Origin of the sequence: Sphingomonas sp. AAP5, assembly GCF_004354345.1 — a bacterium.
In the GTDB taxonomy this organism is placed as follows: Bacteria; Pseudomonadota; Alphaproteobacteria; order Sphingomonadales; family Sphingomonadaceae; genus Sphingomonas; species Sphingomonas glacialis.
In genome coordinates this window covers 423,076-439,726 of sequence record NZ_CP037913.1, presented here as the reverse complement: position 1 = coordinate 439,726, position 16,651 = coordinate 423,076, and the positions used below count along the sequence as shown (strand labels likewise).

Here is a 16,651-nt window from a genome sequence, read left to right as displayed (position 1 = left end):
CCGAGCTTACTCACGCCCATACCATTCATCCCGCCGCATCAGCTGATCATATTCCGCATACGGCGCATATTCCGGATGCAGCTTCGCCTCGAACGCGCGCATCCCCGTCAGCCAGTCCGCAGCCGCAGCCGAAAAATGCCCCGCCGCAACGCCCGTGAAATCCTCGGGCAAAACCTTGTCGCCCTTCCCCGCCACATCGACCGGCGACGTCACATACCCGAACGCATCGCCCTTCTTCGACAGCGACCAATATTCGAACCCGCGCGCCTTGCCGGCAATCGCATCGAACCCGCCGCGCTCGGCAATCAGCCCGAGCAACCCAAGCTGCAGACTGAACCCCTCGCGCACCGCTGCCGGCGACGGCGGCTTGCCGGTCTTGTAATCGATCACCGCGAGCGTCCCGTCGGCCAACCGATCGATTCGATCGAACTTGCCCGTCAGCATCACCCCCGCGAGCGACACCGCCCCCGATTGCTCGACCGCAAGCACCTGACGCCCCTCATCGAGGTTCCGCCCCATCTGCGCGACGATCCAGTCGATCGCCTCCATCAGCCGCGGCTTCCACAGCGCGCGCTGCATCGGATGCGCGCCTTCGAACATCGCCAGCGCACGCGCGTGCAGCCGGTCGAGCGCACAGCCATCCTCCTTCGCCCAGCGCTCGAGAATGTCGTGCACCGCAGTGCCCCGCCACGCCGCGCTCGGATCGGCATCGACCGGATCAAGCGGCGCGAGCCCCAGGATGCGCTTGGCGTAGAAAGCGTACGGGTCGGCTTTGAGCCGGTCGACATCGGTCACCGCGATCTTCTCGGGCCGGCGCTCGCGCGGCGGCACCGGCGCGGGCTGCTCGGCTGGCTCATGCACCCCAGGATCGTCGAGCGCGCGCGTCCAACCCTCGAGCGCAGTCGCACGCTCGAACCGCTCGCCCGCCAGCGCCTGCAACCGCAGCCAGAAGCGCGACGCGATCGCCGGTTGCATGCCCCCGCGCCGCGCGCGCGTGATCAGCGCGGTCGGCGCGCCGAGCGCCTGCGCCAGATCATGCGCCGCCAGACCGACACCGCGATCGAGCCCGGGAAGCCCGAGCTCGGCGCGGATCCGCGGTGCCAACCACGGATCAGGCGCGGGCAGGCCCGGCCACGTCCCTTCGTTGAGCCCGCCGAGGATCATGATGTCGGCGGTCTGCAACCGCGCCTCGATTAAGCCATAGATCGCGAGGCGCGGATGCTCGCCCTGACGCGAGCGCACCGCGACTTCATCCATCAGCGTCTTGAGCAACGCCGCGAGGCTCGCCGGGTCGATCGTCGGCGGGCCGTGGCCAGCATGCGCCTCGGCCTCGTTGAGCAATTCCGCCGCCGCGCGCCCGTTGGGGCCCGACCACAAGGCATCGCCGCACAGCGCCTGCGCGGTCGTGCGCAGCGCCTCAAGCACCGCACCGAGCGGCTGGGCGCCATGCGCAAAGACACGTTCGATCGGTGCGAGCAATGCGCGCGCCTCGGGCCACCATTCGAGCGCAGCGCGCGCGTGCCGCGCCTCGCGCAGATGCGCGTCGATCCCCGCCAGCCCCGCCGCCGGCCGCGGCCCGCGCAACGCGCGGTCGAGCGCCCGCACCCCCGACAGCCACGCCGCACGCGGCGCTCCGCTGCGCACCAGCGGATGCTTGAGCAGCGTCAGCAAGGCGAGCGGCGCAAACCGCTGCGTCGCCGCCTCGGCGAGCGCGGTGAGCAAGGTCCCAGGCGGCAGGATCGACAGCGGTCGCCCCGCAGAATCATCGACGGTGATCCCCCACCGCTGGAGATGCGCGGCAACACGCCGCGCCAGCCCACGATCGGGCGTAATCAGCGCCGCGGTCCGCGTGCCGATCAGCTCGCCCGCCTCGGGCTCGAGCGCAGCGCGCAGCGCGAGCGCGATCGCCTGCGCCTCCTCGCCCGGCGTCGCGAGCTCGGCGGCGGAAATTCCCGCCAAGCGGCGCTGCTCGGGACCAAGAGTCGTCCAGCGCGCGGTATAGTCGGCGACCGACAGCGCGTTCGCCACCGCCTTGCCGCGCGCGATCGTAGCGTCGTGATCACTGCCGTCGCGCCAGGTGCGGAACTCGCCGCGATTGACGCCCATCCGCTCGAGCAGCAGCTTCAAATGGAATTGCGGATGCGTCTCGATCGATCGCCGCGACAGGCCGCTCACCGGATCGGGCGCATGGGGCCCGAGCGCCTGCCACTCGCCCTCATCCATCCCGGTCGCGAGATCGGCGAGCACCACCATTCCGCGCGGGCTATCGGCGATGCAGCGCAGCAGCCGCGCCACTGCGGGCGCGCTGTCGATCACCCCCGCCGCGCAGACGAACCCGGCGGGCGGCGCGGCGCGCCAGCGCGTCGTCAGTCGCTCGAACAGCATCGCGCGCCGCGCCGCCGCGTCGACCCGGCCAAGCCGCCGCAGCTCATCGGGCCAGCGGTCGAGCACGATCCCGAACAGCGCGAGCGCGCGTTCCCAATGCGCCGACATCGCTTCGTTGAGCTCGATCTCGCGCAACCGATGCGGCGCGATCTCCTCGACGAGCAATTGGTCGAGCGTGCGCGCAAGATCGCCGGCAAGCCGCACCGCCTCAGCCGCATCGACGGGCTGCCCCGCCCGCGCGCGCTCCTCGGCGACCAGTCGCGCAAGGATCATCCGCCGTTCGAGCGGCGCGACCGCGGGCGGCACCGGATCACCATCGTCCGCCGGATCGAGCGCTGCGCCGATCGCTTCGTCGAGCGCGGGATCGCCGATCGCGACCAGTCGCGGCAACAGCAATCCGCCCGAACTCGCACGGACGAACGCGTCGGTCAGCGCGAGCTTGGCGCGGTTGTTGGGGAGTAGCACGAGCCCCTTGGCGAGCCCCAGATCATCGCCACCAAATTGTCGGATCAGCCCCGCCGCCAGCGCATCCGCGAACGCGCGGTGCGCGGGGATCGTGAAGAGCCGCGGGCCCTCAGCCATCCGCGAGCATCGCCTCGGTCTTGGGGATCGCCGCCGGCGTGCCGACGTCGAACCACAAGCCCTGATGGACGATGCCGAATGCGCGCCCCGCCTCGATCGCGCGATCCCAGAAAACGTTGGTCGAAAACGCGTCGCTCGGCGGATCGACGATCAGCCGCTTCGACAGCATCTGGATCCCGGTCCAGACATAGGGCGCCACCCGCCCCGACTTGCGCCGCGCGATCCGCCCGAACGGATCGAGATAGAAATCGCCTAGGCCCGCATTGTGGTTGGCGCGCGCCTGCGGGATCATCAGCATCAGCACGTCCATGCTCGCATCATCCCACGCGTCCGCCATCAGTTTGAGCGAATCGAGCGGGCCATCGAGCCAGATATTATCGGTGTTGACGCACAGGAACGGGTCGGCATCGATCAGCGGCAGCGCCTTGACCAGCCCGCCGCCGGTCTCGAGCAGCTTGCCGCGCTCGTCCGAGATCGCCACCTCGAGCCCGTGCGCATTCACCGCGAGATGCGCCTCGAGCATGTCGGCCATGTAATGCGCGTTGACGACGATCTTCGACACGCCCGCGCTGCGCAGATGGTCGAGCACATGATCGATGAAGGTCGTGCCGCCGATCTGGATCAGTGGCTTGGGCCGCATCGCCGAAAGCGGGCGCATTCGCGTGCCGAGCCCCGCCGCCATCACCATCGCGGTGGTCGGTACCGCGGCGTTCGAATCGGGCCGCAGGCGCAGCGTGCGCTTGGGACGCATCACGCCGCGGCGCCCTGGCGGACCAGCATCGGGTCGCCGCGCAGCTCCGCCGGGAGCGTTGCGTCGAACCACTCCCTGACCGGAGCGAGCGCCGGATGCGCCAGGTCGCGCTCGAGATAGCGCCACACGCGTGGGCAAAGGCCTGCGTAGCGGAGCTTGCCGTCGCGCTGCCAGAGCCGCGTGAAGATGCCGACGATCTTGGCGTTCCGCTGTGCGCCGAGCACGTGATACGCCCTGTCGAAGGCGTCACCCGCCCCCGTTGCGCCCTTGTACCGCGCCAGCATTTGCGCCTCCACGCTTTCGTCGACATCGCGCCGCGCATCCTGCAGCAACGACACGAGGTCATAGGCCGGATGCCCGACCAGCGCATCCTGGAAATCGAGCAGCCCGAGCGTACGTTCGCCGGTTCCGCCCGGGATCAACATCAGGTTTTCGCTGTGATAATCGCGCAATACGGTCACGCCCGGTTCGGCGAGCACGGGCGCGAAAACCGCGTCCCACGCGGCATCGTAGCGCGCCTGATCGGGGGTAACGCCGACCGCGGGGCAATACCACTGCGTCAGCAGATCGACTTCGCGGTGCAGCACCGCATGGTCATAGGGCGGTACCGGCGCTGCGGGCACGCCGTGCAGCCGCACCAGCGTATCGATCGCGGTGCCGTAGAGCGCTGGCGCCCGTGCGGCATCGGCATCGACCGTCTCGCGCATCTGCACGTCGCCGAAATCCTCGAGCAAGACGAGGCCCTGTGCGAGATCGACCGCATCGATTGTCGGCGCGGCAAAGCCGTGTTCGCCGAGCCAGCGCGCGATCGCGATGAAGTCGCGCGGGTCCTCGTGCGGCGGCGGCGCGTCCATCAGGATCGCGCTGCGCGCGCCATCGATCACGCGGAAATAGCGCCGGAACGACGCATCGCCCGCAACCGGAAGGATCGTCGCGCCGCCCCAGCCATAAGCGGCCAGAAAAGCCGCCGCGGCCGGGGGTGGAATCATATCTGCTGCCATCGCGCCCTCCAGCCAGCGGGCACGCTGGCTGTCAAGCGGCGGGTGCCATCGGGCAGCATCTCGAGCGCCAGCGCGAGCGCCTCGGGCCACCAGCCGGGCGCGCGTTCGGGCCATTCGACGATCAGCACCGAATCCGCGAGCGCCTCGTCGAGCCCGAGTTCCTCGATCTCGTGCGCGTCATCGATGCGATACAGATCGACGTGCAGCACGGGCAAGCGCACTTCGGGCGGCGCATACGGCTGGACGATCGCGAAACTCGGCGACGGCGCTTCGCCGACCAGCCCGAGCGCTGCAAGCAACCCCCGCGCGATGCTCGTCTTGCCCGCGCCGAGCGTCCCCGACAGCGTGATGACGTCGCCCGGCGCGGCGAGCGCCGCGAGGCGCGCGCCGAGCGCTTCGCTGGCCTGCGGATCGACGAGGATCATTTCAATAGCCCGTCAGCAGCATGTCGAGCGCGTTCATGATAGCGGACTGTTCGGCAGAAAGCGCTGCGACACGTTTCCCGAGGTCCTTGACCGGGACAGTGGCCGCATATTGCGTGGCCATCACATAGTCGCCGTCTGAAAAGGAAAGAACGGGGTTCAACCGCGCGTAAATGCGGCTGATTCGCTCTGCGGGGACAAGCGGAACCACGAATCGCGTCGGCAAGTCATCAAGGACGTCAGCTTGGCAATCGAGCAGAACGTCGTCGAAATCCCGCGTGCGATAGACATCGAAACGCGCCATCAGAATTGACGATAGCGCTCGAGCGGCAAGCCGTATGTCTCGACATACTCCGCCCAGGCGGCGGTCGCCTCGAGATTCTCTTCTTTCCAGCGGCGATTGCGCTCCGCCCGGATTTCAGCATCCAGCCCGACTTCGCATGCGCGTGAGACATTGATCCCGAGCGCCTTTGCATCTGCAACCAATTGCTCGTCGAGCGACAGATTGGTTGGTCGTCGAAACGCGGCGCGATCTTCACGGACTCGAGTCATCGGACACCTCCAATGCGCATAGAATATGCGCATCCTTCCAACCGCGCAACGTCAGCCCCGCGGCAATGTCACCGTGATCAGCGTCCCCTGCCCCGGCTCGGACACCAGCGCGATCGTCCCGCCATGCGCCTCGACGAACTGTTTCGCGAGCGGCAAGCCAAGCCCGAGCGCGCGCTCGCCATCGCGCGTGATGCCGGGCTGGCCGAAACGATCGAACGCGCGTGCGACTGCTTGCCGCGACATCCCCGCGCCATCGTCCGACACGACGATCCGCGCGCCATCGGCACCTCCATCGACATGCAGCAGGATCCGCCCGCCCTCGGGCGTTCCAGACACGGCATGACGCAACAAATGCTCGACGACTTGCTGCAAGCGTTTCGCATCGCCCGAAATCTCGCCGCTCGACGGCAGGATCTCGACCGCGAACTCGAGTTTGCGCTTCACCGCGAGCGGCGCAACGGCATCGGCGGCAGCGCGCGCGAGCGGCGCGAGCGCGACCGAATGCATTTCGAGCGCCGGTGTGCGACCCTCGGCCTGTGTCAGATCGAGCACTTCGTCGACCAGCATGCCCAGCCGCTCGACCGATTCGAGGATCGCCTCGACATACCCCACCGCCGCCTTGCTGAGCTTGCCGGCATAGCCTTCGTGGAGCATCTCGGCGAAACCGCTGATCGAGGTCAGCGGCGTGCGCAGTTCGTAGCTCATCGTCGCGACGAACGCGGTCTTGATCCGGTCGGCCGCCTCGAGCGCCTCGTTGCGGTCGCGCAGCGCGGTCTCGATCCGGCGGCTGTCCGAAATGTCGAGCATCGTGAACAGCCCGTTGCCATCGGGCAGCGGCACCGCGGCGAATTCGAAATGCCGCCCGTCGGCAAAGGCGACACGCCCGCCGCGCTGCTGGCGCTCGACCGTCGCCGCGCGCACCAGATCGCTGATCAGCACCGCACGCTCGGGGTTCGACAATTGGCGCGCTGCGCGCTCGGCGAGCGCATCGACGCGCGGATGCGTCGAGAGGAACGCCTCGTCGAACCCCCATGTCGCGCGGAACTTGTTGTTCCACAATTGCAGCCGCCCATCGGCGGCGAACACGCCGAGCGCCTCGTGCAGATTCTCGAAGGTCGCGGTGCGGACGCGCAGCAGCGTGTCGCGCGCGCTGGCGAGCTGGACCTCTTCGGTACGGTCCTCGAAGATCAGCAGCAGCCCGCCATCGGGCAGCGGCTGCGCAACGACGCGCAGATGCACGCCGCCCGGCAAATGCCATTCCTCTTCCTCGCCGCCGCCCGCCAGGAACCAGTCGCGCCGCTCGGCCTTCCAGCCGGGGAAGTCGCGTACTTCAGGCAGGCGCTTGGTTTCACGCATGCGTTCGAGCACGCGGTCGAATTCGGGACGATCGGCGAGCCATTCGCCCTTCATCGCGAACAACCGCCGGAACGGCTGATTGCAGAAGACGAGCGAACGATCCGCGGCGAACTGCACCACGCCCGCCGAAAGCCGATCGAGCATCGCGCGCTGCGCATCGTCGAAGCGCTTGAGCCGCGCACGCGCTTGCTCGAGATCCTCGATGTCGATCGCGAAGCCCGCGACCCCGCCGGTCGACAGCGGCGCGTCGTACACGCGCAGCATCCGCCGCGCGCCTCGGATCGTCGCGGGCATCGCCTGGCTTTGCACCGCCTTGGCATCGCGCGCGAGCACGGCATTGGCGAGCGGGCCGCCCATCCCCGATCCCTCGACCAGTTCGAGCCCGCGCGCGATGACGTCCTCGGCCGAGGCGCCTTCGACCGCATCGACATAATGCGAATTGACCATGGCGAGCCGCAGGTCGGCGCCGCGATACCACATCGGCATCGGCGCGGCCTGGATCACCCCGCTCAGTTCCTCGTACAGCGTCGTCGCATAGCCGACCGCGTCGCCGAGCCGGACGATCTCGGCCTCGCTCTCGGTCGCGTCGAACACCCACAGGATCACCCCGCCCGGCGCCTGCATCTCGCGCGCCGCACGGCTGCCGCGGATCATCAGCGCGCGGTCGGAGCCTTGCGCGCGGACGGTGCGCGAAAAGCCGCGCCCCGATTTCTGCGCCGACACGACATCGGCGGCGAGTGCGGCGGCGTCGTCGGTGGAGAGGCCCGCATCGGCCTGTGCGAGATCATCGAGATAGCGTGGCGGCGTCGACAGCCCGAGCCACGACGCGAGCCGCGCGCTGCATTCGACCCGCCCGTCGGCGCGCACGACCATCGCCAGCGCAGGCGCCGACGCTAGCATCGCACCCAACCGGGCATTGCTCGCGATCGCATCGGACGCGGCCCGCCGCGCGCGCAGGCCGGTGTACAGCACCCAGCCGGTCCCGCCGATAAACACGGCGAGTGCGACCCCGACCAGAATTGCTGCAACGTCGCCACTTCCAAACATTGGCGCAAGGGTAGCGGCAGCGAGCCGCGTTCCCAACCCCCCAGCGGGTACAGGCGACGAATAAAGCTGACGCACACCCAAAGCGCATGGTCGAACAACCGGCTTCGTCCTCGCCCGCGCCAAAAGCGCCAGCGGCGATCGCGCGTCACGCTATGGTGATATCACAGCATCAGACGAGACTGCCGGATCCAGCGCGATGCGACCAGCTTTTCTCCGGCCGAGACGACCATGCCTTCATGCAAGGTGAGCGGATCGGGCTGCCCGCCATCGCGCACATTGTAAAAGAGCAAGGCATCCCCCTTTTGCGCCCGGACTTTGAGGCCGATTTTCGGAAAGTGGGTTTCGCCACCACCATAGCCGTCGTTGAGATAGACGAGCATCGTCGCGAGGCGCTGATTGTCGACGCGAGGCAAGGTGTCGAGATGCGCGCGATATTGCTGCCCCGGCCGATAGCGCAGCACCGTCAGCGGTTCGCCAGCCCACACGTCGGTCTGGCTCGCGGCCGCAATCCGGCGATTGATCGCGTGGATTGCTGGCTGTTCGAGCGCGAGCGGAAACGCAGCCAGGTTCGATGTCCGAATCGGGTCGGGGATCTGCTGGCCCGTCACGGGATGCACGACGAGTGCAGGCTGAAAGCGTGGCGTGGCACGCGCGACGAGATAGTCCGCTTCCGCGTTGCTCAGGAACCGCCGGAACAGGAGGATCCGTGGCTGTGCGCTGAGCGGCTCACCCACGAGCGGCGTCGATCCCGCGCCCGCGTCATCGAGCGCCATCGCGGCGATCAGCGAAAGCTGCTCCGCCGCATCGGGATCGACGCGATCCGCCTCGAGCAACCGCACCGCCGCCGGCCAGTCCGGCGCCCCGCCCGTGCCATTGGCAACAAACGCACGATACACCGCTGCCGCAGCCTGCTCGCCCGCAGCGGCGGCTCGCGCGAAATAGCCGCGCGCGCGCGGCAGATCGCGCGGGACGTCGCGGCCCACCAGGTACAAGCGCGCAAGCTCGAGCAACGCCGCGCCGCTGCCGGCATTCGCATCACGCTCGATCGCGACCAGCCATGCTGGCGGGGGTGGATTACCGGACATCATCTACTCCCATGCCACACGCGCTTCACGATACAAAAAGGGCCGCCGCTTTCGCGGCGACCCCAAGGTGTCGTTCCGATCGAAGTCGATCAGAAGTTCGCGGTAACGCCTGCGTACAGGCGGCGACCGATATTGTCGAAGATCGCCGTGCCGCCGCCGATGCCGGTCGAGCCGTAGGGCGGCTGCCGGTCGAAGGCGTTGTCGATGCCGACATAGAAGGTCGACTTCGGCGTCACGTTCACGCCCAGACGGAAATCGTGATAATCGACCGCCGGGTAGTAGTTGTTCGGATACTGGTTCGGGTTGGTCGGCGCGCGACCCTGAACCGTGTTCACCGTCTCGTAATCGCCGATCAGCTGCGGCGAGATGTAACGCACCTGATAGTTCATGAAGAGCTTGTTGTAGGTGAAGCCGAAGCTGGCGTTGACGCGATCCTTCGGAATGCCGACGGTCGTGTTGTAGCGCGTGATATAGGTCGGATCGGTCGGGTCCGTGAACGCGTCGTTCAGGATCGAATGGCTCCACACAACATGCACCGTGGCGCCGAAGTCACCGAACTTGTGGCGATAGGTGACGTCGGTGTTGATGCCGCGCGCCTGAAGCTTGGCGTAGTTGAGCGACGAGGCGAGCAGGCTGCCCTCGATGATGCGGAACGGCTCTTCGCCGCCCGAACCACCCGTTGCACCGGCACGCTTGAACTGGCCGCAGAACTGGTTGTTCGGGTTCGACAGATCATAACACTGATCGACGATCGTCTGCCCATCGACCGACTGAATCACGTTGTCGACCTTGATGTCGTAGTAATCGACGCTCAGGACGAGGTCGCGGACCGGCTGCAACACCACACCCGCCGTGATCGAGCGCGATTCTTCCGCCTTCAGATCGGGGTTGCCACCGCTGCGGTACACCAGCGACTGGTTGTACGCATAGTTGTAGCCCGCCGGACGCCCTGCAGCGGCACAGTTCGCTGCGCGGTTGGCCGAGCCCTCCGCAATGTGATCCGCAGCGCACGGATCGATGAAGCCCGGCGCGAAGTTCTGGCCCTGCGGGGTGTAGAGCTCGGCCAGGTTCGGCGCACGGACCGCGATGTTGTACGATCCACGGAACGTGATCTGATCGATCGGCTTGTAGGTCCCGGTCGCATTGTACGTCCAAGTCGTGCCCGCCGAACCCTTATAGTTCGAAACGCGTGCAGCCGAACCGACGGTCAGTTCCTTGGCGAACGGCAGATCGCGGAGCAGCGGCAGCTGAACCTCGGCGAACGCTTCCTTCACCTCGAACGACGTCGGCGTGAAGGCCGGGATCGCATTGTAGAAATAATAGCCGTTCGCGACCCCCGCATCCTGCGCATAGCGCGCGGTTTCACGACGATATTCGCCACCGACCGAGCCGCGGATCGGGCCGCCCGGCAAGTTGAAGAAGGCACCCGTATCGCCCGCGATAGTACCCACGATGTCGAGCTGCGTCAGCTTTCCAGAAGCCGAGATCGAGTTGAGCAGGTAGCTCTTGGCAGCTTGCGAAATGTTGCCGTTGCCGAACGGATTGATCGGAACGCACGCCGCGATGTCGCGCGCCAGGTTGGCGGCATCGCCGTTGAGATCGGTACCGGCACGGGCAGCGCTGATCTGCGAACCGCAGACGATCTGGCCCGATGCGTTCCGCTGCGCGTCCATTGCGAGCAGGAAGCGCTGGGTGTTCATCACGCCTTCGAGGCGGGTGTTCTCGATGAACTCGCCATAGTTCGCCGAAACCTCGTAGTTGAGGTGGCTGCTGAGATCACCCCGGACGCCGCCGACGATACGATACGTGTCGCGCGTCGCCGATTCGGTACGCGTGCCGAGATCGGTCAGGTTGCGGCGCAGCGTGAAGCGCGTCGCCCCCGTGATGTTCGCTGGGTTGGCGCCACCGGCAACCAATGCCGAGATGATCTGCGCGCGCGCCTGAGTCGACAAATACGGATTGTCGAGGTTCGGCCGCTCATAGGTCGACAGCGGTGCCGAATAGCCGAACGCACTGCCGATCGTCGAACCGGTGATGAACGCCGGACCCGAGGAGCCCTGCCCGACCGAATTGGTGCGCACGAAGCTCGCTTCGACGAACGGGATGAACGCCTTCGAGACTTCGAAATGGCCGATCAAGTTCGCCGAATAGCGATCGAGTTCGGGGTAGAGCTGGACCAGCGTGTTTTCACGCCCGGTGTTGCCGTTGCCGCCGATGAACGAGCTGCCCGAGGGAGAACCCGCCGTCGGCGCGAGACCGACGCGCGTGCCGGTCTGCTGCACGAGCGAACCGTCCGGCTGGAACAGATAGTTGCAGGTGAACGCACGGCCCTGCGAATCGCGGCCGCATGCGCCCGTCGTGCTGCCGAAGGCGACGAGGCCGCCATCGGAGATCGTGCCGGTGCGACGGTCGTTGAAGAACTGGTTGTTGGCAGGCCCGGACGTGTTCGCACCGCCGGCCGAGTTCACCAGCACGAAGCCGTTGCTGCTGGCATAGTTCGAACGGTCCGAAGCGTAGAGGCTGTTCTGCCGCGCATATTCGAGATCGATCGCGATGTTGCCGCGGCCGTCGGCGAAATTCTTGCCGGCGAGCAGGCTGCCATAATAGGATCCGGCATCGCCGTGCGGGGTGATGTTACCCTGGCCGCGAACCTGCAGACCTTCGAAATGATCCTTGAGGACGAAGTTCACGACGCCAGCGATCGCGTCCGAACCATAGATTGCCGAGCTGCCGCCGGTGACGATGTCGACACGCTCGATCAGGTCGCTCGGGATGGTGTTGATGTCGGTCGAAACCGCGTTGTTGAGCACGTCCGAAGCGACGTGACGGCGGCCGTTGACGAGGACCAGCGTGCGCTGCGTACCCAGGCCGTAGAGATCGATCAGGTTGAGGCCGGCGGTGCCGAGGAAACGAGTCGAGTTTGCCTGGCTGAACGTGTTGGCAGTGCCGGGCAGCTTGTTGAGCACTTCACCGATGTTGGTCGTGCCGGTCTGCAGCAATTCGGCAGCGCTGATCGAGTTGATCGGAACCGCGGACGCGCCGTTCGGATTGCGGATGCGCGATCCGGTGACGACGATCTCGCCGGTCGTGTCGTCGGCAGTGGCTGGCTGGGTGGTCGGCGGGACGCTGCCGGGCGTTGGCGCGGTGTCCTGTGCGACCGCTGAACTTGCCGTCACGATCGCAAAGAGCGACGCGGACAGGGCGAGCAAAGCCCGCCCACGAGGTGTTCCTACAAGCATTTCATATCCCTGTTAAGCTCGGCTTCTCTCAGCCGGTTGCCAGGATGATGAATGTCAGTTGAAAGGTTGAAAAGCGCTTTGACGTCGAATGCACATGATTGTTGACGTTATGTGTCGGCGCCGCCACAAATATTCCGATCCGGCCCTTTCGGAAACGAACCCTTCATACCGTGGCGGCAGCGCCCTGTCCGACTCAAGCGATGGCGCTTCGAGCGGACCGTTGCGGGAACATCACCCGCCTCCCAAAAACGCGCGAAGGCCTGTGGCGTACGGGCCGTTCAGAACGGGAGCTTGAAGCCCGGCGGCAACGGAATGCCGCTCGTCATCTTCGCCATTTCCGCACCCGACGCCGCATCGGCCTTGACCTTCGCGTCGTTGAACGCCGCGATCACCAGATCCTCGACCATCTGCTTCTCGCTCGGCTGGAGCAGCGACGGGTCGATCTCGATCCCGATGATCCGCCCCTTGGCCGACGCCCGCACCTTGACGAGCCCGCCGCCGGCTGCCCCTTCGACCTCGATCTTGTCGAGCCCGTCCTGCGCCTTGGTCAGCTCGGCCTGGACGTTCTGCGCCATCGCCATGATATCTTCGATGCTCTTCATGCGGTATGTCTCCTTTTTTCGAGCAAGCTCTTGATCTCGGTCTCGGGCAGCTCGGCGCCCGGGAAAGCGGCAAACGCCGCTTCGATCATCGGGCTTGCCAAGATGCTGGCCTTGAAACTCTCATATTGGGCTGCTTCGGCCTCGCGCAATGTCGGCCGGCCGGGTTTGGGCGACGTCGTGATCTTCCACGCGCGGCGCGTGAGCGCTTTGAGCGCGGCACCGAGATCACCGACCAGATCGGCCGGCAGCGGTCGCGCGTTGCTCAGCACGAGCTCGGCCTCGACGATGCTGATCACGCTCGCATGATGCACGATCCGCGACGACAGCGCGAGTTCGCCGGCATCCTCGAGCAGCGCGACGATCCCCTCGACCGTGCTCGGCAAGACCGCCTCGGCGGCGGGCGCCTGCGCCGGTGCCGCGGCGGCTTGCGCGACCGGCGCCGCTATCATCGGCGCGCCCGCCGCGATCATCCGCGCGAGCTCGCCCGGATCGGGCAGGCTCGAGGCGTGGACCAGCCGCAACAACGCCATCTCGCACGCCTCGATCGGCATCGCCGCGCGGGCGACTTCGTCATGGCCCTTGAGCAGCAACTGCCACAGCCGGTGGAGCACCGCGAACGACAGCGTCTCGGCCCAGCCGACCAGCGCCTCGCGCTCTTCGGTCGCCTGCCCCGCTTCCTGCGTCGCGCCGAGCTTCACCAGCGTCGTCGCATGGACCGTTTCGAGGAGCCCGCGCAGTACGCCGAGCGGATCGACGCCGAGATCGTATTGCCGGCGAAGCGCGGCAAGCGCGCCAACGCCGTCGCTCGCGATCAGCAACGCCATCAAGTCACGGATCGCACCGCGATCGGACAGGCCGAGCATGTCGCGCACCGCCGCCGCACTCACCGCGCCGCCGTCCATATCGGCATGCGCGATCGCCTGGTCGAGGATCGACAGCCCGTCGCGCGCCGAGCCTTCCGCCGCCCGCGCGATCAGCCCCAAAGCTTCGGGTTCGGCCTCGACGCCTTCGGCCTTCGACACGCGCGCGAAATGCTCGGCGAGCTTCTCGGCCGGGATGCGCCGCAGATCGAAGCGCTGGCAGCGCGACAGCACCGTCACCGGCACCTTGTTGACCTCGGTCGTCGCGAGCACGAACTTCACGCCCTCGGCCGGCTCCTCGAGCGTCTTGAGCAACGCGTTGAACGCGTTCTTCGACAGCATGTGGACTTCGTCGATGATGTAGATCTTGTAGCGCGCGACGAACGCCGTCATCCGCGAGGCATCGATCACCGCGCGCATGTCGTCGACGCCGGTATGGCTCGCGGCGTCCATCTCGATCACGTCGATGTGGCGCCCCTCGGCGATCCCGACGCACGGCTCGCACACGCCGCACGGGTCGATCGTCGGGCCGCCGGTGCCGTCGGGCCCGATGCAATTGAGCGCCTTCGCCAGCAACCGCGCGGTCGAGGTCTTGCCGACGCCGCGCACGCCGGTCAGCAGGAAGGCATGCGCGAGCCGCCCGCGCCGGATCGCATTGCCGAGCGTGGTGACCATCGCATCCTGGCCGATCAGCTCGCCAAAGGTCTGCGGTCGATATTTGCGCGCGAGGACGCGGTACGCGTCCTTCGAGGCGGTGACGGGAAGGTCGAGATCGAAGGAGTCGGACATCGCCGGGCGGTCTAGCGCGGCGGGCGCGCCGTGTCGAAGGGTTGGTGCGCGACGCGGCGATTAGCGCGCCCGGCTCCGCTCAGGCGAGGAACTGCGCCGCCGCAATGATCCCCGCTGCGATGAGCACCGCAGCCGCGATCCAGCGCCCCACCGTCAGGATTGCCGCCGCCGGGTCGCTCTGCACCGGTCCGGCGGGGTCCGCCTCGAGCCGGCGGACCGCCGCGCGGACGAGCCGCGGCGCATCGTCGCCGAGCTTGATCACCTCCCACGCAAGCGCTTGCACGACCGGCGCCCAATGCTCCGACGACAGCCGTGCCTTGACGATTCGCAGGGTCGCGCGCTCCATCGCCGCCGAGAGATCGAAATCGGGCTCGATCGCTTGCAACACGCCGTCGATCGTCACCAGCGCCTTGAAGATCAGCAACAGATCGGGCGGCATCGTCATGCCTTCGTCGCGCATCAGCGGCAGCAGATCGCCGACGATCGGCGCCAGCAGGACGCGACCGCCGCCGTGACGGACGATCAGCCGCTCCGCCGCCGCCTGCACGCGCTCGCGCGGCACACCGCTCCCCGCCGACCATACCGCCAGTACATCGGCCAGCTGCGCCGGATCGGACCGCGACAGCGCCTGGACGAAACCGATGAATTCCTCGCGCCGCCGCGGCGAGACATGGCCGATCATCCCGAGATCGAGCAACGCGATGCGATTGCCCGGCAGGCACAGCAGATTGCCTGGATGCGGATCGCCGTGGAAGCGCCCGTTGACGAGCACCATGTCGAGCACGAGATCGGCCCCGAGTGCGGCGATCGCGCTCGGATCGATCCCGGCGGCACGCAGCGTCGCGCCGTCGCGCGGCGGCACCCCCGCGACATAGTCCATCACCAACAGCGTCTCCGACGTCCATTCCCAGTGGATCTGCGGAATGACGATCCGCGCATCGTCGGCGAAATCGGCGCGCAGTCGGTCGGCGTTGCGCCCCTCCGCAGTGAAATCGAGTTCCTCGAGCACCGCCTCGGCCAATTGCCGGATCATCTCCGACGGCCGGAAACGCCGCGCCTCCGCACTGCCCGTCTCGGCCAGCGCGGCGAGGTGCGCGATCAGGCGGAGATCCGCCTCCATCCGCGGGCGGATGTCTGGGCGCCGGATCTTGAGCACGACCGCGCTGCCATCGGTGAGCGTCGCGCGGTGCACTTGCGCCATCGACGCCGCGGCGAGCGGCGCGGGATCGAAGGTCGCGAACGCGGTTTCGGGCGATTGGCCGAGCGCCGCATCGACCGCCGGGCGCAGCGTCTCGAACGGCAGCGTCGGCGCGCGCGAATGGAGCAGCTCGAGTTCGGCGATCCATTCGGGCGTCAGCAAATCGCCGCGAGTCGCGAGGATCTGACCAAGCTTGACGAAGGTCGGGCCAAGTTCCTCGAGCGCGAGCCGCGTCCTGCGCGGCAGCGTGTTGGGCTCGTCGGGCAGCGCCGCATCGACCGGCGCGCGCGCGAGCCCGAGCTGTGCGAGCAATACCCCGAGCCCGAACCGCGACGCCACCTGGACGATCTCGCTCAGCCGCTGACGGTCGCGCCCGGCGACGAGAATCGTGGAGATAAGGCCGGTCATGCGGAAAACTCGCGATTGCTTCATGGTCGAAACGATGCCGCCGCGGCGAAGGTTGCGCCGGGCGTAGCGCGTTGAAACCGTGATGCGGCGCGATCGGTCGACCGACGTGTGCGCGCCGCAGCGGCGGGAGGGTCGGTTCCAGGCTTTGCTGCGGTCGGGCGGTTGAGCGGCGACCCGGCTAAGCCGTGTCGTCGGACGGCGCTGGAGGCGCCGCCGGCCGCGCTTGCTGCGACCTCGAGCTACAACTGCGGTGCAGCGTGGCGCCTGCGCGGTGGGAGCCGGAACGACCCGCAGCGAAATCGTTGTGGCTGCTTCCTTCCGGATCTGACCAGGTTGGCGACGACTACGTCCGCCCGACTCCCGCGGCGCATATG

Annotated in this window: 12 protein-coding genes and 1 other RNA gene; all 13 read right to left on the bottom strand. The window is 67.4% G+C overall.

From position 1 onward, the window contains the following. Positions 1 to 6: 6 nt before the first annotated feature. The 13 genes from addB to ffs all read right to left on the bottom strand — a co-directional run bounded on the left by addB (position 7) and on the right by ffs (position 16,642). Positions 7 to 2,967, bottom strand: a complete 2,961-nt coding sequence (gene addB / locus E2E30_RS02020; RefSeq protein WP_133186771.1) for a double-strand break repair protein AddB — start codon at positions 2,965 to 2,967, stop codon at positions 7 to 9. After that, positions 2,960 to 3,718 (bottom strand): nucleotidyltransferase family protein, encoded by a 759-nt coding sequence (locus tag E2E30_RS02015; protein ID WP_133191881.1) that lies wholly within the window; start codon positions 3,716 to 3,718, stop codon positions 2,960 to 2,962. The genes addB and E2E30_RS02015 overlap by 8 nt, the downstream gene beginning before the upstream one ends. After that, complete coding sequence (locus E2E30_RS02010; RefSeq protein WP_133186769.1) at positions 3,718 to 4,707, bottom strand: aminoglycoside phosphotransferase family protein; 990 nt, start codon at positions 4,705 to 4,707, stop codon at positions 3,718 to 3,720. Before E2E30_RS02010 ends, E2E30_RS02015 begins: the two co-directional genes overlap by 1 nt. Next, positions 4,704 to 5,144 carry a tRNA (adenosine(37)-N6)-threonylcarbamoyltransferase complex ATPase subunit type 1 TsaE gene (tsaE, locus tag E2E30_RS02005; protein ID WP_133186767.1) on the bottom strand — a complete coding sequence of 147 codons (441 nt, stop codon included), beginning with the start codon at positions 5,142 to 5,144 and terminating at the stop codon, positions 4,704 to 4,706. Before tsaE ends, E2E30_RS02010 begins: the two co-directional genes overlap by 4 nt. 1 nt (position 5,145) lies before the next feature. Further along, positions 5,146 to 5,445, bottom strand: coding sequence for a CcdB family protein (locus tag E2E30_RS02000; RefSeq protein ID WP_133186765.1), 300 nt, complete (start codon positions 5,443 to 5,445; stop codon positions 5,146 to 5,148). Continuing rightward, the gene (locus E2E30_RS01995) at positions 5,445 to 5,693 is read right to left on the bottom strand and encodes a type II toxin-antitoxin system CcdA family antitoxin (RefSeq protein WP_133186763.1); all 249 of its coding nucleotides are present in this window, start codon (positions 5,691 to 5,693) and stop codon (positions 5,445 to 5,447) included. The genes E2E30_RS02000 and E2E30_RS01995 overlap by 1 nt, the downstream gene beginning before the upstream one ends. 51 nt (positions 5,694 to 5,744) lie before the next feature. Continuing rightward, complete coding sequence (locus tag E2E30_RS01990) at positions 5,745 to 8,096, bottom strand: sensor histidine kinase (protein ID WP_133186761.1); 2,352 nt, start codon at positions 8,094 to 8,096, stop codon at positions 5,745 to 5,747. A 161-nt stretch (positions 8,097 to 8,257) separates the two neighbouring features. Further along, entirely contained in the window at positions 8,258 to 9,181 is a 924-nt protein-coding gene (locus tag E2E30_RS01985) for a 2OG-Fe(II) oxygenase (protein ID WP_165954430.1), read from the bottom strand. Between the two features lie 89 nt (positions 9,182 to 9,270). Then, positions 9,271 to 12,420: a TonB-dependent receptor domain-containing protein gene (locus E2E30_RS01980; RefSeq protein ID WP_133186757.1), complete on the bottom strand. Its 3,150-nt coding sequence runs from the start codon at positions 12,418 to 12,420 to the stop codon at positions 9,271 to 9,273. A 278-nt stretch (positions 12,421 to 12,698) separates the two neighbouring features. Then, complete coding sequence (locus E2E30_RS01975; RefSeq protein ID WP_133186755.1) at positions 12,699 to 13,022, bottom strand: YbaB/EbfC family nucleoid-associated protein; 324 nt, start codon at positions 13,020 to 13,022, stop codon at positions 12,699 to 12,701. Continuing rightward, the gene (locus E2E30_RS01970; protein ID WP_133186753.1) at positions 13,019 to 14,671 is read right to left on the bottom strand and encodes a DNA polymerase III subunit gamma/tau; all 1,653 of its coding nucleotides are present in this window, start codon (positions 14,669 to 14,671) and stop codon (positions 13,019 to 13,021) included. The genes E2E30_RS01975 and E2E30_RS01970 overlap by 4 nt, the downstream gene beginning before the upstream one ends. Positions 14,672 to 14,750: 79 nt before the next feature. Then, positions 14,751 to 16,277 carry an ABC1 kinase family protein gene (locus E2E30_RS01965; RefSeq protein WP_133186751.1) on the bottom strand — a complete coding sequence of 509 codons (1,527 nt, stop codon included), beginning with the start codon at positions 16,275 to 16,277 and terminating at the stop codon, positions 14,751 to 14,753. A 267-nt stretch (positions 16,278 to 16,544) separates the two neighbouring features. Further along, an RNA gene (gene ffs / locus E2E30_RS01960) (signal recognition particle sRNA small type) lies at positions 16,545 to 16,642 on the bottom strand. Positions 16,643 to 16,651: the final 9 nt, after the last annotated feature.

Bases quoted from the DNA above. Each gene is read 5' to 3' on its own strand.
- E2E30_RS01970 (WP_133186753.1), bottom strand. From the start codon at position 14,671: ATGTCCGACTCCTTCGATCTCGACCTTCCCGTCACCGCCTCGAAGGAC.
- E2E30_RS01995 (WP_133186763.1), bottom strand. From the start codon at position 5,693: ATGACTCGAGTCCGTGAAGATCGCGCCGCGTTTCGACGACCAACCAAT.
- E2E30_RS02010 (WP_133186769.1), bottom strand. From the start codon at position 4,707: ATGATTCCACCCCCGGCCGCGGCGGCTTTTCTGGCCGCTTATGGCTGG.
- E2E30_RS01980 (WP_133186757.1), bottom strand. From the start codon at position 12,420: ATGCTTGTAGGAACACCTCGTGGGCGGGCTTTGCTCGCCCTGTCCGCG.
- E2E30_RS02015 (WP_133191881.1), bottom strand. From the start codon at position 3,718: ATGCGTCCCAAGCGCACGCTGCGCCTGCGGCCCGATTCGAACGCCGCG.
- E2E30_RS02000 (WP_133186765.1), bottom strand. From the start codon at position 5,445: ATGGCGCGTTTCGATGTCTATCGCACGCGGGATTTCGACGACGTTCTG.
- addB (WP_133186771.1), bottom strand. From the start codon at position 2,967: ATGGCTGAGGGCCCGCGGCTCTTCACGATCCCCGCGCACCGCGCGTTC.
- E2E30_RS01965 (WP_133186751.1), bottom strand. From the start codon at position 16,277: ATGACCGGCCTTATCTCCACGATTCTCGTCGCCGGGCGCGACCGTCAG.
- E2E30_RS01990 (WP_133186761.1), bottom strand. From the start codon at position 8,096: ATGTTTGGAAGTGGCGACGTTGCAGCAATTCTGGTCGGGGTCGCACTC.
- tsaE (WP_133186767.1), bottom strand. From the start codon at position 5,144: ATGATCCTCGTCGATCCGCAGGCCAGCGAAGCGCTCGGCGCGCGCCTC.
- E2E30_RS01985 (WP_165954430.1), bottom strand. From the start codon at position 9,181: ATGTCCGGTAATCCACCCCCGCCAGCATGGCTGGTCGCGATCGAGCGT.
- E2E30_RS01975 (WP_133186755.1), bottom strand. From the start codon at position 13,022: ATGAAGAGCATCGAAGATATCATGGCGATGGCGCAGAACGTCCAGGCC.